The sequence below is a fragment of the Pseudomonas putida genome, from assembly GCF_030159595.1.
Lineage (GTDB): Bacteria > Pseudomonadota > Gammaproteobacteria > Pseudomonadales > Pseudomonadaceae > Aquipseudomonas > Aquipseudomonas putida_AC.
Genome location: NZ_BSKJ01000003.1, coordinates 441,919 through 466,945 on the forward strand (window position 1 = coordinate 441,919; position 25,027 = coordinate 466,945).

At 62.3% G+C, this 25,027-nt stretch carries 20 protein-coding genes and 1 pseudogene; 14 read left to right on the forward strand and 7 right to left on the reverse strand.

Annotated features, from left to right (window positions below):
• Window positions 1-113: 113 nt before the first annotated feature.
• The 5 genes from QQL85_RS09485 to QQL85_RS09505 all read left to right on the forward strand — a co-directional run bounded on the left by QQL85_RS09485 (window position 114) and on the right by QQL85_RS09505 (window position 5,395).
• Window positions 114-1,235: a muconate cycloisomerase family protein gene (locus QQL85_RS09485; protein ID WP_284355638.1), complete on the forward strand. Its 1,122-nt coding sequence runs from the start codon at window positions 114-116 to the stop codon at window positions 1,233-1,235.
• Between the two features lie 21 nt (window positions 1,236-1,256).
• Window positions 1,257-1,547: a muconolactone Delta-isomerase gene (catC, locus tag QQL85_RS09490; RefSeq protein ID WP_284355637.1), complete on the forward strand. Its 291-nt coding sequence runs from the start codon at window positions 1,257-1,259 to the stop codon at window positions 1,545-1,547.
• 43 nt (window positions 1,548-1,590) lie between these two features.
• On the forward strand, window positions 1,591-2,526 hold the full coding sequence (gene catA, locus QQL85_RS09495) for a catechol 1,2-dioxygenase (RefSeq protein WP_284355636.1): 936 nt from the start codon (window positions 1,591-1,593) through the stop codon (window positions 2,524-2,526).
• Between the two features lie 115 nt (window positions 2,527-2,641).
• A complete protein-coding gene (locus tag QQL85_RS09500; RefSeq protein ID WP_284355635.1) occupies window positions 2,642-3,136 on the forward strand; it encodes a GNAT family N-acetyltransferase in 495 nt (164 codons plus the stop codon).
• Between the two features lie 162 nt (window positions 3,137-3,298).
• Window positions 3,299-5,395 carry a putative bifunctional diguanylate cyclase/phosphodiesterase gene (locus tag QQL85_RS09505; protein ID WP_284355634.1) on the forward strand — a complete coding sequence of 699 codons (2,097 nt, stop codon included), beginning with the start codon at window positions 3,299-3,301 and terminating at the stop codon, window positions 5,393-5,395.
• 61 nt (window positions 5,396-5,456) lie between these two features.
• On the opposite strand, the gene QQL85_RS09510 is transcribed toward QQL85_RS09505, so the two are convergent.
• Window positions 5,457-6,281, reverse strand: a complete 825-nt coding sequence (locus QQL85_RS09510) for an aldo/keto reductase (protein ID WP_284355633.1) — start codon at window positions 6,279-6,281, stop codon at window positions 5,457-5,459.
• Between the two features lie 247 nt (window positions 6,282-6,528).
• Here QQL85_RS09510 and QQL85_RS09515 point away from each other — a divergent pair, with 247 nt between their 5' ends.
• Window positions 6,529-7,407, forward strand: coding sequence for a DMT family transporter (locus tag QQL85_RS09515; RefSeq protein ID WP_284355632.1), 879 nt, complete (start codon window positions 6,529-6,531; stop codon window positions 7,405-7,407).
• A gap of 8 nt (window positions 7,408-7,415) precedes the next feature.
• On the opposite strand, the gene QQL85_RS09520 is transcribed toward QQL85_RS09515, so the two are convergent.
• On the reverse strand, window positions 7,416-8,318 hold the full coding sequence (locus QQL85_RS09520) for a LysR family transcriptional regulator (RefSeq protein ID WP_284355631.1): 903 nt from the start codon (window positions 8,316-8,318) through the stop codon (window positions 7,416-7,418).
• Window positions 8,319-8,703: 385 nt separating this feature from the next.
• On the opposite strand from QQL85_RS09520, the gene katG reads away from it, so the two are divergent.
• The 3 genes from katG (at window position 8,704) to QQL85_RS09535 (ending at window position 13,827) form a co-directional block, all read left to right on the forward strand.
• The gene (katG, locus tag QQL85_RS09525; protein ID WP_284355630.1) at window positions 8,704-10,959 is read left to right on the forward strand and encodes a catalase/peroxidase HPI; all 2,256 of its coding nucleotides are present in this window, start codon (window positions 8,704-8,706) and stop codon (window positions 10,957-10,959) included.
• Window positions 10,960-11,118: 159 nt separating this feature from the next.
• Window positions 11,119-12,330 carry a M24 family metallopeptidase gene (locus QQL85_RS09530; RefSeq protein WP_284355629.1) on the forward strand — a complete coding sequence of 404 codons (1,212 nt, stop codon included), beginning with the start codon at window positions 11,119-11,121 and terminating at the stop codon, window positions 12,328-12,330.
• A 162-nt stretch (window positions 12,331-12,492) separates the two neighbouring features.
• Complete coding sequence (locus tag QQL85_RS09535; RefSeq protein WP_284355628.1) at window positions 12,493-13,827, forward strand: MFS transporter; 1,335 nt, start codon at window positions 12,493-12,495, stop codon at window positions 13,825-13,827.
• 68 nt (window positions 13,828-13,895) lie between these two features.
• Here the strand turns inward: QQL85_RS09535 and QQL85_RS09540 are convergent, their stop codons facing one another.
• A complete protein-coding gene (locus QQL85_RS09540; RefSeq protein WP_284355627.1) occupies window positions 13,896-14,903 on the reverse strand; it encodes a GlxA family transcriptional regulator in 1,008 nt (335 codons plus the stop codon).
• A gap of 181 nt (window positions 14,904-15,084) precedes the next feature.
• Between QQL85_RS09540 and pssA the strand changes: the two genes are divergently transcribed.
• Entirely contained in the window at window positions 15,085-16,413 is a 1,329-nt protein-coding gene (gene pssA, locus QQL85_RS09545; protein WP_284355626.1) for a CDP-diacylglycerol--serine O-phosphatidyltransferase, read from the forward strand.
• A 55-nt stretch (window positions 16,414-16,468) separates the two neighbouring features.
• On the opposite strand, the gene QQL85_RS09550 is transcribed toward pssA, so the two are convergent.
• Window positions 16,469-17,434, reverse strand: a complete 966-nt coding sequence (locus tag QQL85_RS09550) for a DMT family transporter (RefSeq protein ID WP_284355625.1) — start codon at window positions 17,432-17,434, stop codon at window positions 16,469-16,471.
• A 100-nt stretch (window positions 17,435-17,534) separates the two neighbouring features.
• Between QQL85_RS09550 and QQL85_RS09555 the strand changes: the two genes are divergently transcribed.
• Both QQL85_RS09555 and QQL85_RS09560 read left to right on the forward strand, forming a co-directional pair.
• Complete coding sequence (locus tag QQL85_RS09555) at window positions 17,535-18,443, forward strand: LysR substrate-binding domain-containing protein (protein WP_284355624.1); 909 nt, start codon at window positions 17,535-17,537, stop codon at window positions 18,441-18,443.
• 186 nt (window positions 18,444-18,629) lie between these two features.
• Window positions 18,630-19,775, forward strand: a complete 1,146-nt coding sequence (locus QQL85_RS09560; RefSeq protein ID WP_284355623.1) for a GGDEF domain-containing protein — start codon at window positions 18,630-18,632, stop codon at window positions 19,773-19,775.
• Window positions 19,776-19,919: 144 nt separating this feature from the next.
• Here QQL85_RS09560 and ppnN read toward each other — a convergent pair whose 3' ends face one another.
• Both ppnN and QQL85_RS09570 read right to left on the reverse strand, forming a co-directional pair.
• Window positions 19,920-21,293: a nucleotide 5'-monophosphate nucleosidase PpnN gene (ppnN, locus tag QQL85_RS09565; RefSeq protein WP_284355622.1), complete on the reverse strand. Its 1,374-nt coding sequence runs from the start codon at window positions 21,291-21,293 to the stop codon at window positions 19,920-19,922.
• Window positions 21,294-21,429: 136 nt separating this feature from the next.
• The gene (locus QQL85_RS09570) at window positions 21,430-22,491 is read right to left on the reverse strand and encodes a YeiH family protein (RefSeq protein ID WP_284355621.1); all 1,062 of its coding nucleotides are present in this window, start codon (window positions 22,489-22,491) and stop codon (window positions 21,430-21,432) included.
• Window positions 22,492-22,602: 111 nt separating this feature from the next.
• On the opposite strand from QQL85_RS09570, the gene QQL85_RS09575 reads away from it, so the two are divergent.
• The gene (locus tag QQL85_RS09575) at window positions 22,603-23,490 is read left to right on the forward strand and encodes a LysR family transcriptional regulator (protein WP_284355620.1); all 888 of its coding nucleotides are present in this window, start codon (window positions 22,603-22,605) and stop codon (window positions 23,488-23,490) included.
• Window positions 23,491-23,609: 119 nt separating this feature from the next.
• Here QQL85_RS09575 and QQL85_RS09580 read toward each other — a convergent pair.
• A pseudogene (locus QQL85_RS09580) lies at window positions 23,610-23,750 on the reverse strand (nicotinate phosphoribosyltransferase); the annotation flags it as partial.
• A 199-nt stretch (window positions 23,751-23,949) separates the two neighbouring features.
• On the opposite strand from QQL85_RS09580, the gene QQL85_RS09585 reads away from it, so the two are divergent.
• Window positions 23,950-24,942, forward strand: coding sequence for an RHS repeat-associated core domain-containing protein (locus QQL85_RS09585; protein WP_284355619.1), 993 nt, complete (start codon window positions 23,950-23,952; stop codon window positions 24,940-24,942).
• Window positions 24,943-25,027: the final 85 nt, after the last annotated feature.

The window sequence follows — 25,027 nt, forward strand, 5'->3', positions numbered from 1 at the left end:
AGATTCATTTGATATTGGACGGTCATCAGGGTCTCGCGCAATCCTTGAACAATCAAGTAAATGCACCATTCGGGTTCGCCACTGGCAGCCCTACCTGACGGGACCTGGCAACAATGACAAGCGCGCTGATTGAACGCATAGAAGCAATTATCGTCGACCTGCCGACCATTCGCCCACACAAACTGGCGATGCACACCATGCAGCAGCAGACCCTGGTGGTATTGCGCGTGCGCTGCAGCGATGGCGTGGAAGGTATCGGCGAGGCCACCACCATTGGCGGCCTTGCCTACGGCTACGAAAGCCCCGAAGGCATCAAGGCCAACATTGATGCGCACCTGGCCCCAGCGCTGATTGGCCTGCCGGCAGACAACATCAACGCCGCCATGCTCAAGCTGGACAAGCTGGCCAAGGGCAATACCTTTGCCAAGTCGGGCATCGAAAGCGCCTTGCTCGACGCTCAGGGCAAGCGCCTGGGCCTGCCGGTGAGCGAACTGCTGGGTGGCCGTGTGCGTGACAGCCTGGAAGTGGCCTGGACCCTGGCCAGCGGCGATACCGCCCGCGACATCGCCGAAGCCCAGCATATGCTGGAAATCCGCCGCCACCGGGTTTTCAAGCTGAAGATCGGCGCCAACCCGGTGGAGCAAGACCTCAAGCATGTGGTGGCAATCAAGCGCGAACTGGGCGACAGCGCCAGTGTGCGCGTAGACGTCAACCAGTACTGGGACGAATCCCAGGCCATCCGAGCCTGCCAGGTACTGGGCGACAACGGCATCGACCTGATCGAGCAACCGATTTCGCGCATCAACCGGGGTGGCCAGGTGCGCCTGAACCAGCGCAGTCCGGCACCGATCATGGCCGACGAGTCGATCGAAAGCGTCGAGGATGCCTTCAGCCTGGCGGCTGACGGTGCAGCCAGCATCTTCGCCTTGAAAATTGCCAAGAACGGTGGTCCGCGTGCCGTGCTGCGCACCGCGCAAATCGCCGAGGCTGCCGGCATTGCCCTGTATGGCGGCACCATGCTCGAAGGCTCGATCGGCACGCTGGCTTCGGCCCATGCCTTCCTTACCCTGCGCCAGCTGACGTGGGGTACCGAGCTGTTCGGCCCGCTGCTGCTGACCGAAGAGATCGTCAACGAGCCGCCACAATACCGCGACTTCCAGCTGCACATTTCCCGTACCCCAGGCCTGGGCCTGACCCTGGACGAACAGCGCCTGGCGCGCTTCGCCCGTCGCTGATCAGCAAGCAAGGAGATAACCATGCTGTTCCACGTGAAGATGACCGTGAAGCTGCCGGTCGATATGGACCCGGTCAAGGCCGCCCAGCTCAAGGCCGACGAAAAGGAACTGGCCCAGCGCCTTCAGCGCGAAGGCACCTGGCGCCACCTGTGGCGCATTGCCGGCCACTACGCTAACTACAGCGTGTTTGATGTGCCCAGCGTCGAGGCGTTGCACGATACCTTGATGCAACTGCCGCTGTTCCCGTACATGGATATCGAGGTAAACGGCCTGTGCCGGCACCCTTCGTCGATCCATGGCGACGACCGCTGATTCGCACCTGACTACCCGACAAGAACAATATGAGGTAAGCAAGATGACCGTGAAAATTTCCCACACTGCCGACGTTCAAGCGTTCTTCAACAAGGTGGCTGGCCTGGACCATGCCGAAGGCAACCCGCGCTTCAAACAGATCATCCTGCGTGTGCTGCAGGACACTGCGCGCCTGGTCGAAGACCTGGAAATCACCGAGGACGAGTTCTGGCACGCCATTGATTACCTCAACCGCCTGGGCGGGCGTAACGAGGCGGGCCTGCTGGCCGCCGGCCTGGGTATCGAGCACTTCCTCGACCTGCTGCAGGACGCCAAGGACGCCGAAGCCGGCCTGGGTGGCGGCACTCCGCGTACCATCGAAGGCCCGCTGTATGTGGCCGGTGCGCCGCTGGCACAAGGCGAAGCGCGCATGGACGACGGCACTGACCCAGGTGTGGTGATGTTCCTCCAAGGTCAGGTGTTCGATGCCGACGGCAAGCCGCTGGCCGGTGCCACCGTGGACCTTTGGCACGCCAACACCCAGGGCACCTATTCGTACTTCGATTCGACCCAGTCCGAGTACAACCTGCGCCGCCGCATCATCACCGATGCCGAAGGCCGCTACCGTGCGCGCTCCATCGTGCCGTCGGGGTATGGCTGCGACCCGCAGGGCCCGACCCAGGAATGCCTGGACCTGCTCGGCCGCCACGGCCAGCGCCCGGCGCATGTGCACTTCTTCATCTCGGCACCGGGGTACCGCCACCTGACCACGCAAATCAATTTCGAGGGTGACAAGTACTTGTGGGACGATTTTGCCTACGCCACGCGTGACGGGCTGATTGGCGAGCTGCGCTTTGTCGACGATGCCGCTGCCGCGCGTGATCGCGGTGTGCAGGGCGAGCGCTTTGCCGAGCTTGCGTTCGACTTCCACCTGCAGGCGGCCACGGCGCCGGAGGCCGAAGCGCGCAGCCATCGGCCGCGTGCGTTGCAGGAAGGCTGAGTTCGAGCCTGGATTCACCGTGTTTTGGCCTGGGCCTTTCCGTGCGGGGAGGGCCTGGGCTTTTTGCTGTCAGGCGCTTGTCATCTAGAATCGGCTTTTTACCCGAGCCTGCGCCATGCTCCCGATCGAACTGATACCCACCACCGCCGACCAGGCCCCGCTCATCCGCAACCTTTACCAGTTCTATTCCTACGACTCCTCCGACTGGGAGCAGGAAGACGTCGAGGTGGACGGCCGTTTCTACATCCACGACGAGTACCTGCAGCGCTACTGGCAGGACGACGGTTGGGGGGCCTACCTGGTGCTGGCGGACGGCTTCATCGCCGGTTTCGTACTGGTGGAACGCAGCGAACTGCCGGGCATCGATGCCCTCGAACTGGCCGACCTGTTCATCCTGAAAAAGTACCGCCGCCAAGGCATCGGCCAGGCGGTGGCGTTGCAGCTGTTGAGCGGTGAGGGCGACTGGCTGTTGCGCTGTTACGCACAAGACCCGCCCGCCGTGGCGTTCTGCAACGCCGTACTGGCCAACCTGTCGCGCCCGGCGCAGGCCCTTGCCCTGCCTGATGAACCGGACCTGCTCAATTTCCTGGTGAGCGGCGCCCGCCATTGACGGTTTGCCAGCCTTCGCTCGTCCTTGTAGTGGATAGCGACTTTTTTGTGAGCCACTTCACAAAATCGTCATGAGCGGCATAATGCCATCAGGATTGTCCATCACCCGGCCGCTGCTTGCCGGGCTTCCTTTTCTTGCCCTTCGAAGGTTCAGGTAAAGTTCATGTCGTTAGTCGCAAGCCCCGACATCATGTACCGGCTGTTGATCCAGAGCGTGGTGGACTATGCCATCTACATGCTCACCCCCGAAGGTATCGTTGCCAACTGGAACCCAGGCGCTCAACGCGCCAAGGGGTACCTGGCCGAGGAAATTGTCGGCCAACATTACTCGCTGTTCTACACCGATGCCGAGCGTGCCGCCGGGTTGCCTGCGCATAACCTGGAGCAGGCGCGCAGCACCGGGCGATTTGAAGAAGTCGGTTCGCGCCTGCGCAAGGACGGCTCGGCCTTCCATGCCCATGTGGTGATCGATGCGGTGTACGACGATGCCGGTCAACTGGTGGGGTTCGCCAAGGTCACCCGCGATATTTCCGAACGCCGGCGCCAGGAGCTGGAGCTGCTGCAGGCCAAGGAACTGGCCGAGCAGTACAGCCAGGAAATGGCCAATCTGTCGCAGTTCCTGGATTCGGTCATTGCCAACATCCCCGCCAGCGTCATCGTCCAGGACCTGGCAAGCCAGCGCATCCTGCTGGCCAACCAGCAGGCCGAGCGCCTGTTCGGCGGGCCGGGGCGCAGCATGATCGGCCAGTTGCCGGGTGAGTGCCTGAACCCGGTGGCGGCTGATTATCTGGAGCAGCAACTGGCCCGTGGTGCCCGTAGCACCAAGGGACATGCCGCCGAGACAAGGGTCGACACCGCCCGAGGCCCACGCACTTTGCGCAGCCGAGCCTTGCTCAGCCAGAACCGTGAGGGCCAGGCTGACTATGTGCTGTTCGTGGCCGAAGATGCCACTGAAGAGTTGGCCGCCCATGCGCAGATCCACCACATGGCACACCATGACGCGCTCACCGGGCTGCCCAACCGAACCCTGTTCAACGAACGCCTGCGCCAGGCACTGGTGCGTGGCAGCGAAAAGACCAAGCTGACCGCGGCGTTGTGCCTGGACCTGGACAACTTCAAGAACATCAACGACTCGCTGGGCCATGCCTTTGGCGACAAGCTGCTGCGCGAGTTGGGCAAGCGCCTGCGCCGTGAGCTGCGCGAGCACGATACCCTGGCCCGCCTGGGCGGTGACGAGTTTGCCGTGGTGCTCAATGGCCTGGATGGCCGCGATGCTGCGTGCAACACCGCGCAGCGCCTGATCAACGCCATTTGCCCGCCGTTCCAGATCGAAGGGCATCAGTTCACGGTCGGGGTGAGCATTGGCATCGCCATCGCCCCGGATGACAACGACCAGGCCGAGCAGTTGCTCGGTTATGCCGACATGGCGCTGTACGAGGCCAAGCGCAACGGGCGAAACCGCTATGAGTGTTTCGACGTGGAACTGGATGTCGCCGCCCGCCAGCGGCGCCTGGTGGAAACCGACCTGCGCACCGCGCTGCACCTGGGGCAGTTGCAGCTGCACTACCAGCCGGTGGTCGATCAGCAGACCAGCACGATCACCGGCTATGAGGCGCTGCTGCGTTGGGAGCATCCAACCCGCGGCATGGTCATGCCTATGGACTTCATACCTATCGCTGAAGAAACCGGGTTGATTCACGAACTGGGCATCCGGGCGTTGAACCTGGCCTGCCAGGAGGCGGTCAGCTGGGACAGCGAGCAGACAGTGTCGGTCAACCTGTCGCCGGTGCAATTCAAGAACGCCAACCTCGTGCACGTTGTGACCCTGGCCCTGGCCGACTCGGGCTTGCCCGCGAAGCGGTTGGAGCTGGAAATCACCGAATCGGTGCTGCTGGGCAACAGCGAGGAAAACGTGCGCACCTTGCGTGCGCTGAAGGACTTGGGCGTGTCCATTTCGCTGGACGATTTCGGCACGGGTTATTCATCGCTGGGTTACCTGCGGTCGTTCCCGTTCGACCGGATCAAGATCGACAAGTCGTTCGTGCATGACATGTGTGAGAGCCGCGAAGCGATGTCGATCATCCGCGCCATTACCGACCTGTCCAACAGCCTGATGATCAAGACGACGGCCGAGGGGGTGGAGTCGGAAGAGCAGATGCGCCGGCTGGCGGCGGAAGGGTGTTCGCACTTTCAGGGGTACCTGTACGGGCGGCCGGCGCCGGCGAGCGAGCGGTTGAAGCAGGTGGTGACGCCGGAATAGAAAGCCAGTCTGCCAAACCAGTGGGGCCGCAAAGCAGCCCCACTGGGGTCAGATGATCGCCTCAGCTACTCCAGTCCGGTGCAAACGCCGGGCTCACCACGCGCTGATCCTTCGGCAGCCCGGCAATCGCCGCGCGGTCTTCGTCGTCCAGCTGCACGTCCAGCGCTGCCAGGTTGGCCAGTTGGTTTTCGCGGCTACTGGCCTTGGGGATCGCCGCTACGCCGTCCTGGTCCAGCAGCCATTTCAGCGCCACCTGGCTAGGCAGCACACCATGCTTACGGGCAACGTCCTGGATTACCGGCTGCGCCGCTGCCTGGCCACGGGCCAGCGGGGTGTAGGCGGTGAGCAGCAGGTCATGGCGGCGCGCGTAATCAAGCAGCGGTTGTTGGCCAAGTAGCACATGGTATTCCACCTGGATCGCCGACAACGGTGCGCCCAGGGTTTCCACCACCTGGCGCAGCAGCCCCAGTGGGAAGTTGGCCACGCCGATGTGGCGCGTCTTGCCTTCGTCGCGCAGTGCTACCAGGGTCTCGATGCTGCGGGCCAAGTCCCAGTCCTGGCCAGGCCAGTGGATGTGGAACAGGTCGACCTGCTCGGTGCCCAGGGCGCGCAGGCTGTCTTCCAGTGACTGGCGCATGGCTTTGGGCTCCAGACGGTCCCACCACACTTTGGTGGTCAGGTGGATCTGCTCGCGCGGGACGTCGCTGTCGCGCAGGGCCTGGCCGACGGCCGCTTCGTTGTTGTAGGCGGTGGCGGTGTCGATGTGCCGGTAACCCACATCCAGCGCCTGGTGCACGGCCTGAGTGCACTCGGTGCCAGTCATCGGCCAGGTGCCCAGGCCGATCGCAGGCAGGGCCAGGCCGTTACGGGTGGTGAGCCTTTGCATGTAAATTCCTTGTAGGGTGTGCAGGGTTCAGTGTCGATGGTCGACGATCAGCACGGCACGGGCCATGCGCGCAGCGCACAAAGTGGTCGATCAGCGAACAGAAATTGCAGTCGGTGTGGACAGGCGGCAATTGAACTTCCTTATGCTGCGCCATCTCTTCTAGAATCCGAACTGTTGCACCCGCCAGGCCATGCCTGTGCGGCCTTCCCTGGGCGCTGTCAGCTGCCGCGCCGTCATCGAGAGAGCCATGAGTTCCAGCACACCGCTGTCCGGCGTCAACCAACCCCTGCGTGGCATCGCCTTGGTAGTGGTGGCAACGTTCCTGTTTGCCAGCCACGATGCCTTGTCCAAGTTTCTTGGGGGCCTATACCCGATCATCATGGTGGTGTGGGCGCGCTATCTGGTGCATACGCTGCTGATGGCCGGCATCTTCCTGCCCAAGTCAGGCCTGAACGTGCTGCGTACTCGGCGGCCGCTGTTGCAGACGTTGCGAGCCCTGAGCCTGCTCAGCACCAGCCTGCTGTTTACCGCTGGCCTGCAATACCTGCCGCTGGCCGAGGCCACGGCAGTCAACTTCCTTGCCCCGGTGCTGGTCACCGCGCTGTCGGCGCCGCTACTGAAAGAGCGGGTGACGGTGGGGCAGTGGGTGGCGGTGGTGATGGGCTTTATCGGTGTGCTGGTAGTGGTACACCCGGGGGGGGCGATGTTTACCCCTGCCATTCTGTACCCGTTCGGCTCGGCGCTGGGTTTCTGCTTTTACCAGCTGCTGACGCGCATCCTGGCGGCCCACGACAGCCCGACCACCAGCAACTTCTATGCGGGGCTGTGCAACACCCTGGCGTTGAGTGCGCTGGTGCCGTTCTTCTGGGAAATGCCGCGTTGGGACCATGCGCTGCTGATGCTGGCGCTGGGGGGCTTTGGCATGACGGCGCACCTGCTGCTGACCCAGGCCTTCCGCCATGCAGCGCCAGCGCTGCTGGCACCGTTCAGCTATTGCCAGATCGTGTTTGCCGGGATGCTTGGGTTCGTGGCCTACAGCCAGGTGCCGGATACCCTGAGCCTGGTTGGCATTTCGGTGATCTGCCTCAGTGGGCTGGGCGCAGCGTGGATGCAGCGCAAGAAGTGAGTCTTCAGCTACCCGGCCATGAACTGCAGAATGCGCTCGCGTAGCCAGCGCTCGGCGGGGTCGTTGTCCTGGGCGCCGCTCCATACCATCGACAGCTCGGCCTCGGTGATATCGAATGGCGCCGGGTCGGCGCGCAGGCTGCCGTCGTCGGCCAGGGCGCAGGCGGCGTAGTCCGGAACCGTGGCGATCATTTCGGTGTTGCGCAGCAGGGCGCGCAGGCTGCCGAACTGCGGCACCGCCAGCACCACTTTGCGGCAACGGCCGATGCGTGCCAGGTCCAGGTCGATGTTGCCGCTCATGTCGCCGGAGAACGACACCATCACATGCGGGCGGGCGCAGTATTCGTCGAGGGTCAGCGGGCCGGGGCGGTCGTCGGCGCGCAGTACCCGCACGCCGATGTCGCGCAGCTTGCGGCGCTTGGCGGTGGCCGGCAGGTCGGTGGTGTAGCTCACGCCGACCGAGATTTCGCCGCTGGCCAGCAGACCGGGCATCAGCAGGAAGTTGGCCCGCCGCACCACCACACTGATATCCGGGGCCTCTTCGCGCAGGGCCTGTAGCAGGGCCGGGAACAGGCCGAACTCGGCATCGTCCGATAACCCCAGGCGGAACACATTGCAGCTGCTGGCTGGGTCGAACGCGCGGGCGCGGCTGATGGCGGCGGAAATCACGTCCATCGCTGGCGCCAGTTCGGCGAAGATCTGCATGGCCCTTGGCGTGGGTTCCATGGCCCGGCCGCTGCGGATCAGCAGCGGGTCGTCGAACAGCTCGCGCAAGCGGGCGAGGGCGGCGCTGACGGTGGACTGGGTGATGAACAGCTTTTCACCCACGCGGGTCAGGTTGCGTTCGATCATCAGGGCTTCGAACAGCACCAGCAGGTTCATGTCGACGCGGCGCAGGTCGTTGCGGTTCATGAGGGCTCGGGTTCCGGAGTAGAGAGGTTGGCGGTGTATTGAAGCATGTGGACAGCCGGGTTGCCTTGTATGGATGTGCCGGCCTTCTCACGGGCAAGCCCGCTCTCGCAGGTGCACAGGAAGACCTGACAGAGCCAGCCTATCAAGCGCCAACAGCCACTCTATTAGAACTCTGCCCAAGCTCGGCTAGTCTTTCCCCTGGCCCCGCGAGTTCCGCGAGCGGGCGGCCTGTCAGCACCTGTGTGCAAGACCGTGCCAACCTGCCGTGACAGCCTCGCAAGCCCCGTGTAGACCTGATGAGGGGTAGCACGAGCCCACACGCTCGGCTGAAAGAACACCTGGCATAGACCGGAAATCTGGATAACCGACCCAAAGGTACCCGCAGATGTCGAACGAATCGAAATGCCCGTTCCATCAAACCGCAGGTGGCGGCACCACCAACCGTGACTGGTGGCCTGACCAGCTCAACCTTCGAATTCTTCACCAGCATTCGTCCAAGTCCAGCCCCGACCCGGACTTTGACTATGCCAAGGCGTTCAAGAGCCTCGACTTCCAGGCCTTGAAAAAAGACCTGACCGCCTTGATGACCGACTCCCAGGACTGGTGGCCTGCCGACTTTGGCCACTACGGCCCGCTGTTCATCCGCATGGCCTGGCACAGCGCCGGTACCTACCGCATTGGCGATGGCCGGGGTGGTGCCGGCTCTGGTCAGCAGCGTTTCGCCCCACTCAACAGCTGGCCGGACAACGTCAGCCTGGACAAGGCCCGGCGCCTGCTGTGGCCGATCAAGCAAAAGTACGGCAACAAGATTTCCTGGGCAGACCTGATCGTGCTCACCGGCAACGTTGCCCTTGAGTCCATGGGCTTCAAGACCTTCGGCTTCTCGGGCGGGCGCGCCGATGTGTGGGAGCCGGATGAAGATGTGTACTGGGGTTCGGAAAAGGTCTGGCTGGGCGGTGATACCCGCTACGGCAAGGAACAGCTCAAGGCCCAGCCGCCCGGCCAGGGTGACCTGGTGGCCGAACCAGCCAAGCATGGCGAAGAACAGAATCGCGACCTGTCAGCCGAACGCAACCTGGAAAACCCGCTGGCCGCCGTGCAGATGGGCCTGATCTACGTCAACCCGGAAGGGCCGGAGGGCAACCCCGACCCGGTGGCCTCGGGCAGGGACATCCGCGAAACCTTTGGCCGCATGGCCATGAACGATGAAGAGACCGTGGCGCTGATCGCTGGCGGCCACGCCTTCGGCAAGACCCACGGCGCCGGCCCCGCCGACAACGTCGGCCCCGAGCCGGAAGCGGCTGGGCTGGAGCTGCAGGGCCTGGGCTGGGCCAACAAGTTCGGCACTGGCAAGGGGGGGGATACCATCACCAGCGGCCTGGAAGTGATCTGGACCTCGACGCCCACGAAGTGGAGCAACGAGTACCTCAACAACCTGTTCAACTTCGAGTGGGAACTGACCAAGAGCCCGGCGGGCGCGCACCAATGGCGGCCGAAAGAAGGCAAAGGCGCGGGAACGGTGCCGGACGCCCACGACCCGAGTAAAAAGCATGCACCGTCCATGTTGACCTCTGACCTGGCCCTGCGCTTCGACCCGATCTATGAGCCGATCGCCCGCCGCTTCAAAGACAACCCGGACCAGTTGGCAGATGCCTTTGCCCGTGCCTGGTACAAGCTGATCCACCGCGACATGGGCCCGCTGTCGCGCTACCTGGGCCCGGAAATGCCCAACGAAGAGCTGTTGTGGCAAGACCCGTTGCCCAAAGCCGACCCCTCCACGATCAGTGAGCAAGAGATTGCTGCCCTCAAAGCCAAGGTGCTGGCTTCGGGCTTGAGCGTAGGCGAACTGGTCTCCACTGCCTGGGCATCCGCCTCGACCTTCCGTGGCTCCGACAAGCGCGGTGGTGCCAACGGCGCCCGCTTGCGCCTGGCACCGCAGAAAGGCTGGGCTGCAAACCAGGGGGCTGACAAGGTGCTGGCGGTACTGGAAAAGATCCAGGGCGAGTTCAACAACGGCGGCAAAAAGCTGTCCCTGGCCGACCTGATCGTGCTGGCCGGTACCGCAGCCGTTGAGAAAGTTGCCAAGGATGCCGGTTACACAGGCAGCGTAGGGTTCCGCCCGGGCCGTGTCGATGCGTCCCAGGCGCAGACCGATGTCGAGTCGTTCGCCGTGCTGGAGCCGTTAGCCGATGGCTTCCGCAACTTCACCAAGGCCCATTACAGCGTCAAGGCCGAGAAGCTGTTGCTGGACAAGGCCCAGTTGCTCACCCTGACCGCGCCGGAGCTGACCGTGCTGATCGGTGGCCTGCGTGTGCTGGGGGCCAACCATGGCGGCAGCCAACAGGGCGTGTTCACCGACAAGCCCGGCACCTTGAGCAATGACTTCTTCCGCAACCTGCTGGACATGGGCGTGGAATGGAAGCCGACCTCGGCGGACAACGAAACCTTCGAAGGTCGCGACCGCAAGACCGGGCAGGTGAAGTGGACCGGTACCCGGGTTGACCTGGTGTTTGGTTCGCATGCCCAGTTGCGGGCGTTGAGCGAGGTGTATGGCAGCAGTGATGGTGGCGACACGTTTGTGCGGGACTTTGTGGCCGCTTGGCAGAAGGTCATGGAGCTGGATCGTTTTGATTTGAAATAGCAACGCCGTGAACGGGGCTGCCAAGCAGCCCCCATTGGCAGGGGTGATCCCGCCAATTCCAGGTCGGATAGATACAAAAGCGTCCTCGTCGGTTCTGTTGCAATGCTTCTCAGGCGGCAAGCCTGAACAGCGTGCTCACAACGACAAGGAACCCCGACCATGCAAATGCCCAAGACCCTGAAAATCCGCAACGGCGACAAGGTGCAGCCAACCTTCTCGGCCCAGGAATATGCGGCCCGCCATGCCCGTCTGCGGGCCTACATGGCCGATCAGGACATCGAGGCGGCGATCTTCACGTCCTACCATAACGTCAACTACTACAGCGATTTCCTCTACTGCTCGTTCGGCCGCCCTTATGCACTGGTGATCACCCAGGACAAGGTCGTCTCGATCAGCGCCAACATCGATGGCGGGCAACCTTGGCGGCGCACGGTCGGCACTGACAACATCGTCTACACCGACTGGCAACGTGACAACTACTTTGTCGCCATCCAGCAGGCGCTGCCGCTGGCTTCGCGCATCGGCGTGGAGCACGACCACCTCAACCTGCAGAACCACGGCAAACTCGCCGCCTGCTACCCCAAGGCCGAGCTGGTGGACATCGGCGCCCCGTGCATGCGCATGCGCATGATCAAGTCCGCCGAGGAGCAGGCGCTGATCCGTCACGGCGCGCAGGTGGCCGATATCGGCGGTGCGGCGGTGGTCGAGGCACTGCGCGATCAGGTGCCGGAATATGAAGTGGCGTTGCATGCTACCCAGGCGATGGTCCGCGAGATCGCCAGGCGCTTCCCCGATGCCGAGCTGATGGACACCTGGACCTGGTTCCAGTCCGGTCTCAACACCGATGGCGCACACAACCCGGTCACCAGCCGCCGTGTTGGCAAGGGTGAAATCCTCAGCCTCAACTGCTTCCCGATGATCGCTGGCTACTACACCGCACTGGAGCGCACACTGTTCCTGGACCACTGCCCGGATGAGTACCTGCGCCTGTGGCAGGCCAACGTCGAGGTGCATGAGGCAGGGCTGAAGCTGGTACGCCCAGGCATGCGCTGCAGCGACATCGCGCGTGAACTGAACGAAATTTTCCTGCGCCACGACCTGCTGCAGTACCGCACGTTCGGGTATGGCCATTCGTTCGGCACTTTGAGCCACTACTACGGCCGCGAAGCGGGGCTGGAACTGCGAGAAGACATCGACACGGTGCTGGAGCCGGGGATGGTGGTGTCGATCGAGCCGATGATCATGCTGCCGGAAGGGCGACCGGGGGCGGGCGGGTATCGTGAGCATGACATTCTGATCGTCAAGGACAACGGTGCCGAGAACATCACCAAGTTCCCGTATGGGCCGGAGCACAACATCATTCGCAAGTAAGCATCGGCGTCGCCTGCTGCGCGGGCAAGCCCGCTCCTACAGGGATTTCACTGCTCTTGTAGGCGCGGGCTTGCGCGTGAAGAGGCCAGCCCAGACAACAAAAATATCACTGTATGACCACCAGACCCTGCCTCCAATTAAAAGAACCAGAGGGTACCCGTCATGTCCAGCACCACCCTTGACCCATCCGCTGTCGCCGGCCCTGCGCACAATGCCGAACGCCAGGCCCTGCGCAAGGCCGCCCGGGCCAGCTTCATGGGCAACTTCGTCGAGTGGTTCGACTACGCCGCCTATGGCTACCTGGCCACCATCATCGCCGCCACTTTCTTCCCGCAGACCGACAAGACCACCGGCCTGCTGGCAACGTTTGCAGTCTTCGCCCTGTCATTCCTGGTGCGCCCGTTAGGTGGCATCGTGTGGGGGCACTTTGGTGACCGCCATGGCCGGCGCAACGCACTGTCTTGGTCGATCCTGATCATGTCGGTGTCTACCTTCTGCATCGGCCTGTTGCCAGGCTATGCACAAATCGGCCTGTGGGCGCCGGCCCTGCTGTTGCTGATCCGTCTGGTGCAGGGCTTTTCCGCCTCGGGCGAATATGCCGGTGCTGCGGCGTTCCTGGCCGAATACGCACCGCCCGGCCGGCGCGGCTTCTACACCAGCATCGTGCCGGCCAGCACGGCAGCGGGTTTGCTGTTTGGTGCGGCGTTCGTGGCGGTACTGCATGAACTGCTCAGCAGTGAAGCGCTGCATGACTGGGGCTGGCGCCTGCCGTTCCTGCTGGCGGCGCCGTTCGGCTTGGTGGGGCGCTATATCCGCATGAGCTTGCAAGACACCCCCAAGTTTATGGAGATGGAGCAACGCCTGGAAAACAAAGCCTGCATGGCCTCGACGCCACTGCGCGAGCTGCTGGGCCAGCACCGCCGCAGCCTGGCCATCGGCATGGGCGTTACCTGCCTGAACGCCGTGGCGTTCTACCTGCTGCTCAGCTACATGCCGACCTACCTGTCCACTGAAATGGGCATGAGCGAGCGGGATTCGTTCATTGCCTCGACGGTGTCACTGGCCACCTACATCGGGCTGATTTTCCTGATGGGGCGGCTGTCCGATCAGTTTGGCCGCAAGACCATGTTGGTGGTGGCTTCGCTGTTGTTCCTGGGATTGACCGTGCCGTTGTTCCGCCTGCTTGATGGGCAGCCGCTGGTGGTGATTCTGGCGATCCAGATTTGCTTCGGGGCGATACTGGCGATGAATGACGGCACCTTGCCGTGCCTGCTGGCGGAAATTTTCCCGACCCGGGTGCGCTTCAGTGGCTTTGCCCTGAGCTTCAACCTGGCCAATGCACTGTTTGGTGGCACGGCGCCGTTCATTGCCACCTGGCTGATACAGGTGACGGGCAGCAAGCTGGCGCCGGCGGGGTATTTGCTGGCGGCGGCACTGGTGGCGCTGGTGGCCATGCTGATGTGCCGGGAGACCGCGCACTCGGCCCTGGAGGATTGATCAGCCTGTACCGGCCTCTTCGCGGGCTTGCCCGCGAAGAGGCCGGTAAAACCAATGCAAAGGTTGAATCAATGCAAAGAGGCTTGCCGCCGCTCCCCTAATGGCGACAAACCGAAGAACCGGCTGTAACTTTTGGAGAAATGCGCCGGCGAACTAAACCCACACGCCAATGCCACCTCACGCACCTGCACATCACTGCGCAGCAGCAGCTCCCGCGCCCGCGACAGCCGCAGCTCCAGGTAGTACTGGCTGGGCGTTCGCTGCAGGTACTTGTGGAACAGTCGCTCCAACTGGCGCACAGTCACCTCGTTGAGGCTGGCCAGTTCCTCCAGCCCCAGCGGTTCCTCCAGGTTGGCTTCCATGATCGCCACCACCTGGCTCAGCTTGGGCTGGGCGCTGCCCAGCAGGGTGCGCAGCGGAACCCGCTGGCGCTCGCGCTCGCCACGTACCCGGTCGCACAGCAACAGCTCGGCCGCCTTGGCCGCGATGTCCTGGCCGCCGGGTTCGCGGGCTACCAGTTGCAGCATCATGTCCATGGCCGCCACGCCGCCCGAACAGGTGTAACGGTCGCGGTCCAGTTCGAACAGCTGGCTGGAAATGACAATGCCGGGGAAGTGTGCCTGCAATGTCGGCAGGTCTTCCCAATGGATCGTGCAGCGGTAGCCTTTGAGCAGCTCGGCCTTTGCCAGCAGGTAGCTGCCGGTGCAGATGCCACCCAAAGGCAGGTGCTGGCGGGCCAGCTTGCGCAACCAGTCGATCAGCGGGCGGTTGCTACGGCCACGGTCGATCGGGTTGGCGCCGACCACCAGCAGCGCGTCCAGCCCAGGGGCGTTGGCGATGCTGTAGTCGGGCAGTACCCGCATGCCGTTACTGGCGGTCACCGGCGCATCGTCTGCGGCGATCAGCACGCTGCGAAACAGTGGTTTGCGCGCGGCCAGGTTGGCCATGCGCAAGGTCTCCACCGCCGACGCCAGGCCGATGGTGGTGAAATTGGGCAAAATCAGAAAGCCGAAGGTCTTTACGGAACAACCCTTTACAATAGACGGCGATGGGTTTGCAGAAGCGGGGTGGACCATTGCGCTGTTCCTGTGCAAGCTGAGGCATAGTTCATCAGGGGCAGTGAGAAAATACAGCCTCGCGCGGTTCTTGTTGTTATAGGTCGTTGCCGGGTTGATCTTACACCCCGGGCACCACGGCCAGGAATGGCCCCGCCGGCTGGCAGGGCCGACAGTGATTGCACAGAGAAGGTGATCGTTCGTGAACCCCGAATCCATGCTGGCGGCATTGCCAGGCTACGCCATGTCGCCCGAGTCGATCCAGGTGCTGCCCGATGCCAAGGCCTACCGCGCTTGCCTGTTGGAGCGCATCCGCGCCGCAACCCGGCGCATCGTCATCGTCGCTCTGTACCTGCAGGAAGACGAGGCCGGCCAGGAAGTGCTGGATGCCTTGTACCAGGCCAAGGCCGAGCGGCCAGGCCTGGAAATCACCATCGTGGTCGACTGGTTCCGTGCCCGCCGTGGCCTGCTCGGGGCCGGGCGCCAGCCGGGTAACGCCGCCTGGTACCAGGCCCAGCGCCAACTGCATGGGCTGGACATCGCCATACACGGGGTGCCGGTGCAAACCCGCGAGTTGTTCGGCGTATTGCACCTGAAGGGCAGCATCATCGACGACTGCGTGATCTACACCGGCGCCAGCCTGAACAACGTGTACCTGCACCGCTTCGACCGTTACCGTCTGGACCGCTATCACCTGTTCCAGTCGCCAGCCCTGGCCGACGCCATGGTAGATCTGGTACGGCGCCTGTTGCACCACACGGCCACGCCGCGCCTTGATTTGCCGGCACCACCCGCCACGCGTAGTCTGCGTGGCGATATCCGGCGTTTACGCGCGCGGTTGCGGCGCATGACCTACGAGGCACCGGCCAGTGTGGCAGGGCAGGGGCTGCGGGTGATACCGCTGTTGGGCGTAGGCCGTGGCAACCCTCTGAACCGGGCGCTGTGCGCCATGTTGGCGGCAGCGCGTACGCAACTTATCATCAGCACGCCGTATTTCAACCCGCCACGCGTGATGATGCGCGAGCTTGACCACGCGCTGGAGCGGGGTGTGCACGTTGAGCTGATCGTCGGTGACCGCACGGCCAACGACTTCTATATCGCCCCGGGTGAGCCGTTCAGTGCCAGTGGCGCCTTGCCTTATCTATATGAAGACAACCTGCGGGCCTTCGCCCGACGCCGCCATGCCGCGATTGCCAGTGGCCAGTTGCAGGTGCGGATCTGGAACGATCCCGGGCATACCTTCCATGCCAAGGGCGTGTGGGTCGACCAGCGCTTTTCGCTGCTGACCGGCAACAACCTGAACCCGCGCGGGTTCAACCTGGACCTGGAAAACGGCTTGCTGATCGATGACCCGCAAGGGCAATGGCTGGCGCCACGCGAAGCGGAGCTGACCGAGCTGCGCCGGCATGCGCCGAAGATTGGCTCGGCAGAGGCGCTGGGGGTGAAGGCCGAACACCCCAAGGAAGTGCGCAAGCTGCTGCGGCGGTTGCGTTTTAGCCGGTTGGAGCCGTTGATCAAGCGGGTGCTCTGATGATTTGCCGGGTGCGCTTTTTGTAGGAGCGGCCTTGTGTCGCGATGGGCTGCTCCTACAGGGACCGCGCTGGTCCGGTCACTGTGGCCACCTCGGCTTTCTTCTTGCTTTGCGGCTTGAGCCGCGACACGGCAAACAGCACCACCGCCAGCCCGACGACCTGATAAAGCGAAATCGCTTCACTCAGTATCGCCCACGACGCCAGCACCGTCAGCACCGGCCCCAGGTTGCCCACCGCCGCCGTATGGGTAGGCCCCAGCCGTTGGATTGCCAGCGCCACCCAGTAGATCGGCAACACTGTGGAAAACACCGCCATCAATCCGGCATTGGCCCACACCGCGCCCGGCAATTGCCACAACTGCCCGACCGGTGCCACCAGCAGGTAATGCGCCAGTACCATCAGCGAGGATGCAGTGCCACACAGCCCGGCCAGGCGCATCGAACTCATGCGCTTGAGCATCATTCCGGTGCCGGCGTAAAACAGCGCGTAGGTCACTGCACTGGCAAACACCCAAAGCGAACCCAGCACCACTTGTTGGCCAACCCCGGCAACGCTGACGTCATGGACAAAGGCGATGCCCAGCCCCAGGTAGCACAGGCCCATGGCTGACAAGGTGCGCAGGCTTGGCCGTTCACGCAGGGCGATGGCCTGGAACACCAGCACCAATGTCGGGTAGGTAAACAGGATCAGCCGCTCCAGCCCGGCGCTGATGTACTGCAGGCCATAGAAGTCGAACAGGCTGGCGAGGTAATAGCCCAGCAGCCCGAGCAAGGCCACACGTAACCCGTCACCCAGGTTGAGTGGCGCACTGCCCTGAGTGCGGCTGGCCCATACCAGCCAGGCGAACAGCGGCAGCGACAGCCCCATGCGCAATGCCAGCAGGCTGATGGCGTCCACCGGGCCTGCCGCGTAGGCAAGTTTGACGAAAATGGCCTTGAAGCTGAAGCCCAGTGCCGCCAGCACGGCGTAGAGGGCGCCGCTTTGCAACTGGCGCTGGATCAGGCTGCGTAATGCGTTCATGAAGTGCTCGCGGCAGAGAATGTCAGGGTTATTCTGAACAGAAGGCGGCCGAGCTAGAATCGCTTTTTATCGAACAGTGTGTTCGTTTTTGGAGAAAGCCATGCCGTTCGACTTGACAGATCTGCGCCTGCTGCTGGCCATCGCTGCCGTGGGCAGTTTGAGCAAGGCCGCTGCTACTTTCCCGGTGGCGGTGTCGGCGGCCAGTAATCGCCTTCGCCTGCTTGAAGAGCGCTGCGGTGTGTCGCTGTTCACCCGAAATGCGGGTGGCATGCAGTTGACGCCGTCGGGGCGGCTGGTACTCGAAGGCGCCCGCAGCGTGCTCGCTGAGGCGCAGAAGCTGCAGGGCACTTTGAAGGAGCTGGCCGGTGAGCGCCGCATCACGCTGCGCCTGGCGGCCTCCACCGTGACCAACAGCACCTTGTTGCCTGCGGTATTGGGGCCGTTTCTGGCGGACTACCCGGAAGTCGACCTGCAACTGGTGGAGCACAAGAGTGTGGACGTGCTGCGCGTGGTTATCGCCGACGAGTGCGAGATCGGGGTGTATGACGGCATCCTGAACAGCGAAGGGGTGGTGTCACTGCCGTTTCGCACCGAGCGCCTGGTGATGCTGGTGCCCGCCGGTCACCCGCTGGCCGGGCGTGAACAGTTGCGCCTGGTCGACGCCTTGGGTTTTGCGTTCATCTGCCTGCCGGGTGAGCGGCCGATGCAACGCTTTGTCGAAGAAATGGCCATGAAGCTGGCCATGCCCCTGAAGGTACGGGTTCGTGCACCGAGTTTCGAAGCGATCGCCCAGTTGGTAGCGCAGCATGCAGGCGTGGCCATGCTGCCCGAAACAGCAGCCGTTCGCGCCGAGCAAGAGCTGCCTGTGCGTCGGGTAGCCTTGGCCGAAAGCTGGGCCACCCTCGAGCTTCGCTTGTGTTTCCGTGACTGGGAACGCCTGAGCTCCCACGGGCGGCAATTGGTCAGTTTTCTCTCTGGGCTTGAAGCGGGCGAGAGTACTGCGATTTGAGTGGTGTGTGCGGTAGCTTGATGCCAATATGATATTACTCGGGCACGGCCATCGACAGGGGCTGGGCTATCATGTGCAGGCAACCGTGCAAGGCCCCTCTGAAAAGTCATCACGAGCGCATACAATCGGGCCTTTTCTTCGTTAACCAGATAGGCCAATGCGTATATGACGCTAGATCCACCCACGATGCTGACCATCTCGGTCGCCCTGGCAGCGGCGGCTGCGTTGTACCTGGCGATTGAATGGCGCAGCGTCCGCGAAACCTCGCTGCTGTTCTGGAGTGCAGGTTTTGCCACTATTACTGTCGGTTGTGTGCTGGCCTTGTTGCGAGGCATCGGCTTGCTGTTCATCGGCATCTGGTTCGCCAATGGTTTGCTGGTGGTGGCGCACTGGTTTTTCCTGATGGGCGTGTTGCGTTTTACCCAAGACCGTTTGTCGCGGGCCTGGTTATTGGTGGTGGTCGTGTGGTTTGCCTTGCTGTTGCTGCCCGTCGGGCCGCAGTGGTCGAAGGTGATGCTGATGGCCAACTCGTTGTTGGTGGCCGCATTGACGCTGAAGGCCAGTTTCCTGTTGCGCCCGCACGGCAAGTCGCTGAGCGTTGGGGCGGTGCAACTGCGCTATGTGTTGCTGATTCACGGGCTGTTCTATGTGGCCAAGGCGGTGATTGCAATCATGCCGGGTACGTTGATTGATCTGGCCACCTTTGGCGGGATGATCATTCAGATATCCCTGGTCGAGGGGGCGATGGCGATCATGCTGATTGCCCTGTCGATGACGGGTACGGTGCGTTATCGGCGCGAGGAGCGGATTGCCCGGCTGGCAGCGCGTGACCCCTTGACCGCACTGTATAACCGGCGCGCGCTGGAAGTTCGCGCCGGGCATTTCTTCAAGGAAGTGAGCCCGACCCAGCCCGGGGCCTTGTTGCTGATCGACATTGACAACTTCAAGCTGGTCAACGACCTGCATGGCCATATCGCGGGTGATCGCTTGCTGATTGCCCTGAGCGAAATCATTCGAGCGGTGCTGCCCGAGCGCTCGCTGGCAGCGCGGTTGGGGGGTGATGAGTTTGTCATCCTGCTGTGCGGGGCGAGCAGTGAGCGGGTCCTGGAGTTGGGCGGGCGGCTGCGTGAGCAGTTCCAGCAGTATGCCGGCAAGACCGTGCCTACGCCGCAGGCGGTCACCTTGAGCATCGGTGCCAACCTGTTCGACCAGCCACCCGCGAGCCTGGCGGCGTTGATCGAGCAGGGGGATGTGGCGTTGTATCAGTCCAAGCGCAGTGGGCGTGACAGTATTCGGTTTGTAGAGCGGCCGATGGCAGACCTTAGCCAATAGGCTATTGCGGCTGCTGCGCAGCCCATCGCCGGCAAGCCAGCTCCCACAGGGACCGGGCAATGCTCCAAGTCTGCGCGGTCCCTGTGGGAGCTGGCTTGCCGGCGATGGGCCGCACAGCGGCCCTAATGGCTTGAAGATTGAGTGTCAGGTCACCACCTGGTAGCACGGCACATACGCCGCGCCGCCGGGCAGCTTCATCCGGTGCTGGTCGACGAAGGCCTGCAACAGCCGGCCCAGAGGGTCCAGCACGGCGCTGTCGCCATGAATCTGGTACGGCCCGTGCTCCTCGATCAGGCGGATACCTTTGTCCTTCACGTTACCCGCGACAATGCCGGAGAACGCGCGGCGCAGGTTGGCAGCCAGTTCATGGGGGGGCAGCTCGCGGCGCAGGTCCAGCTCGGCCATGGCTTGGTGAGTCGGGTCGAACGGGCGCTGGAAGCTCTCCTCGATCTTCAGCAGCCAGTTGAAGTGGAAGGCGTCGTTGCGCTCGCGGCGGAATTGCTTCACTGCCTTGAGCCCTTCGACCATGTGGCGGGCAACTTCCGCCGGGTCGTCGATGATGATTTCGTACAAGCGGTGCGCTGCCTCGCCCAGGGTGGCGCCGACGAAGGCGTGCAACTGTTGCAGGTAAGGTTCGGCGCTGCGTGGGCCGGTGAGCACCACCGGGAACGGCAGGTCGTGGTTGTCCGGGTGCATGAGGATGCCCAGCAGGTACAGGAACTCCTCTGCCGTGCCGGCGCCGCCCGGGAAGATGATGATGCCGTGACCGACACGCACGAAGGCTTCCAGGCGTTTCTCGATGTCCGGCAGGATCACCAGTTCATTGACGATAGGGTTGGGGGCTTCGGCGGCGATGATGCCCGGTTCGGTCAGGCCCAGGTAGCGGCTGCCATGCATACGCTGCTTGGCATGGGCGATGGTGGCGCCCTTCATCGGGCCTTTCATCACGCCCGGGCCGCAACCGGTGCACACGTCCAGCTTGCGCAGGCCCAGCTCGTGGCCGACTTTCTTGGTGTACTGGTATTCCTCGGTGCTGATCGAGTGGCCGCCCCAGCACACCACCATCTTCGGCTCCACGCCCGGGCGCAGGGTGCGGGCGTTGCGCAGCAGGTGGAAGACGTAGTCGGTGATGCCCTGGGAGCTTTCCAGGTCGATGCGCTGGCTGGCCAGCTCGCTTTCGGTGTAGACGATATCGCGCAGGGCGCTGAACAGCATTTCACGCGTGCTGGCGATCATTTCGCCATCGACGAAGGCGTCGGCCGGGGCATTCAGCAGCTCCAGGCGTACACCGCGGTCTTGTTGGTGGATCTTGACCTCGAAGTCCTTGTAGGCCTCAAGGATGGTCTTGGCATTGTCGACATGGGCGCCGGTGTTGAGGATGGCCAGGGCGCACTGGCGGAACAGGGTGTAAAGACTACCGGTACCGACTTCACTCAGTTGCTGCACTTCACGTTGTGACAGCGTTTCCAGGCTGCCTTTGGGGCTGACGGATGCATTGATGACATTGCGTTGAGGCATCTAAGTCTTTCCTGTGCGGGTAAAACATCCTTCTTTGACAACACCATACCGAGAAATGTGGACGGCAACGAGGGGGGTGGTGAAAAAGCTTTGGACCGAGTTGGCGTGTTTGTGGGCAAGCCAACTCGGTCTCGGATCATCCCAACAGCTTCTGCACGCCGAAGGTAATCGCCAAACCACCCCCGAGCAGCCACAGGTTGAGAATCGCCCCGGTGGCCAGCGCCCGTGGTCCGGCCTGGCGGATCTGGCTGAGCCGGGTCTCCATGCCCAGCGCAGTCATGGCCATGGTCAGGGCAAAGGTGTCCAGGCTGTTGACCGCCTGGGTCACGCTACCCGGCAGCACCTGCAGCGAGTTCACCAGCACCAGCGCAAGGAAGCCGAAGGCGAACCAAGGCATGGTGATGCGCCCGTTGCCCTGCGCCTGGCCGGTTTTGCGCGAGCGGCTGATCCACAGGCCTACCACCAGCAGCACCGGCACCAGCAGCATCACTCGGGTCATCTTGACGATGGTGGCGATATGGGTGGCTTCAGGGCTTACGTTACTGGCTGCGCCAACCACCTGGGCCACCTCGTGGATAGTGCCGCCCAAGAACAGCCCGGCGCCCAGGGTGTCCAGGTGCAGCCAGCCGGCGTTGATGGCCAGCGGGTAGAGGAACATCGACAAGGTGCCGAACAGCACCACGCTGCCGACTGCCATGGCGCTTTTGTGCGGGGCACTGCGCAGGGCCGATTCGAAGGCCAGCACCGCAGCGGCGCCGCAGATGGCGCTACCGGCGGCTGTCAGCAAGGCGGTATCGCGGTCCAGCTTGAGCAGCTTCATGCCACACCACAGGCCGATCAACAGGGTGCTGGACACCACCAGCAACGACACGATGAGCCCCGACCAGCCGACTTCGGCGATTTCCTGCAGGCTCACGCGCAGACCAAAGAAGGCCACGGCGATGCGTAAAAGGCCGCGAGCAGAAAAGTTGATGCCTGCCGCCCAGCTAGCCGGTACGCCGTCACGTAGCGCGTTGCCATACAGGGCACCCGCGACGATACCGACGATCAGCGGGCTGATGCCCAGGTTGGCAATGGCAGGCAAGGCGGCCAGCTGGGTGACTGCGAGCGCGAACAGCGCGACGAACAGAATGCCATTGAGCCGCCCTCGGGTAGAGAGGGTAGGTGCAAAAGCAGGGTTGGACGGAACCGTGGCCATGTGAGTCCTCCGGAAAGGTGTTTCGACAGGGCCTACGTTAATCTGGTTATAAGCTTATAAAAAATCGTAATTTGGGATGGCAAATATCCGAATAGCTGATATTTTTCATTCATGACCCCAGAACAGCTGATAACGTTCGCCACCGTTGCCGAGCATGGCAACATCAGCCATGCCGCCCAGGCCCTGCACCTCTCGCAGCCGGCGGTGTCCGGCCAGCTCAAGCTGTTGCAGGAGGCGTTTGGCGAGCCGCTTTATCAACGTGCCGGCCGTGGTGTGCGGTTGACGGCGGCCGGCGAGCAACTGCTGGCCCATGCCGAGCGTCTGCGCGAAACCTTTCGTCAAGCCCAGGCGCTGCGCGAGGCCATGCGCGGGCTGGAGCGCGGGACCTTGCGCATCGGTGCCAGCACCACGCCGGCCAGCTATCTGCTGCCTTACTTGATCGCTGACTTTCACGCGCGTTATCCGGACGTGCTGGTCTCCACTTCACATGGCAACACGGCGGAGATCGTCGCGGCCCTGGACGCGGTCGACATTGCTCTGATCGAAGGCCCTCCCGGGCAGGAACTGCCGTTGGGCACGGAAGTGACGGCGTGGCGTGAGGACGAAATCGTGGCCATCGTGCCATGTGGCCACCCCTTGGCTGACAGTGACCAGCAGACGCTGGCGTCGCTGGGGGCCTACCCGTTGGTGCTGCGCGAGAGCGGCTCGGGCGTGCGGCAGATCGTCGAGCGAGCGTTTGCCCGGGATGGTGTGGCGATGCGCGTGGCGCTGGAGATTGCCGGGGTGGAAGGGGTGAAGGAGGCGGTGCGGGCGGGGATGGGGGTTGGCTTTGTGTCGGCGATGTCCATTCGTCATGAAGATGGGGCGCTGCACCGGCTGCAGGTTGCGCCGCAGGCGCTGGTGCGGCGGTTTTCCATTCTGGTGCCGCATGCGGCAACGCCGTCTCGGGCGGCCTCGCGGTTTCTTGAGTTGTGTGTTGGTATGCAAGGGGTTGGTTGACTGTGCTGGCCTCTTCGCGGCGCAAGACCGCTCCTACAGGAGTTACGCAGTATTCAATGGTTTTGTTGTACCTGTTGCTAGAGCGGCCTTGTGCCGCGCAGAGGCCGGTGCAGGCACTTTCAATTCAACTGAAAGACATGCTTCAGATAGGCAATAAAATTCTCGTCCCGGCACTGCGTCTTGCCCGGGATATCGCTCGTCAGCCGGGTACCAATGCCAAAGCTCACATTGAGCTGCCTGCCTGATAGCCGGAGAATATCCGGCTATTTCAGACCATCCTTAGGTTCGCCGCAGCAGTTGCGTCAATACACGCCACAGGGGGAGCGGCGTTCATGTTTGATCGAAGTCTGCTGCCTGAGGGAGGGTGGAAGGAGGACAAGTCAACTGTTAAAAATGCTAGTTTTCCAATGCCAAAATTCTGCCTAGTATGATTTTAAAGAATTGCAGGAATGGTACTGTATGGTCGATAAAATTTCTAGATCCACAAAGTATCTGTTCTATTCGAGCAATAAAGCTCTAGTTTCTCAGGTGGGTGGGGGCGACGTTCGACTGTTGTACGGCGGTAATCAGCTTGTAGCCCAGAAACAAGCGTCAGTGACGTTACTTCAAACGGTAAAACCCAATACGGTGATTGCCACTCGGGGGCGTGAGCACACTGGTGCTCACACTTTTACAGCCTACGGTTTTTCACCTCTCGACACCCCTCATGCAATTGTTTCGTTCGTTGGCGAGTGGCGCGACCCCGTCTACGGAATTTACTGCTTAGGTCAAGGTTATCGCTGGTACAGTACGATTATCCAACGGTTCGTGAGTCCTGATACATTAAGTCCTTTTGGTGCCGGCTCGCTCAATGCCTATGCATACTGTGAGTGTGATCCTGTAAACTTTCACGATCCAAGCGGTCGCATGAAAAGGGGGTTTACACCACTTTTCGGTACGCCGCCGAAGCAACGTTCACTGAAGCGTGCTCTTGAATCGGCGGGTCTCCCAAGTGAAGTAAAGCCGTTAGTCAAGGCGATGCTCACACATGACGCGTGGGGTAAACATTCATTTTGGGCGACTGGTGACGGTAGGCGCAAGAGAAAATACACAATTGAACACTACAATTCCCAGGCTTATCAGGAGCTGGGAAACGAAACATATTTTCACCTTGGTCAGAAGGCATACAATATCGAAATTTCCGGGGGTATTAGCGCAATCCGACCTAAATCTCTTAATTTTGGTAGGCCTGATGGGCTGTCTGTTAGTTGGAATGAGAAGGTGGGTTTAGAACCTTACTACGACGCTGGTTTTAAATGGATTGGTGATGAAAAGCATAATCCAGCTGGGATACTCATCGGCCCTCAGGGAGCGGTAAGCTCCGGTCTGCGTTCGAGGAAATCACCGGACCAACAGCAACCGATGGTTGCTAATATACGAAAGCATGGCCAAAACAAGCGAAAATATGATTGACGGCGCTGGTTTTTCTCGTGGCTGCGGATATGACCCTCAACATTTTGCACTACACAAGGCTGCGGCTTCCTCATAACATTGATTA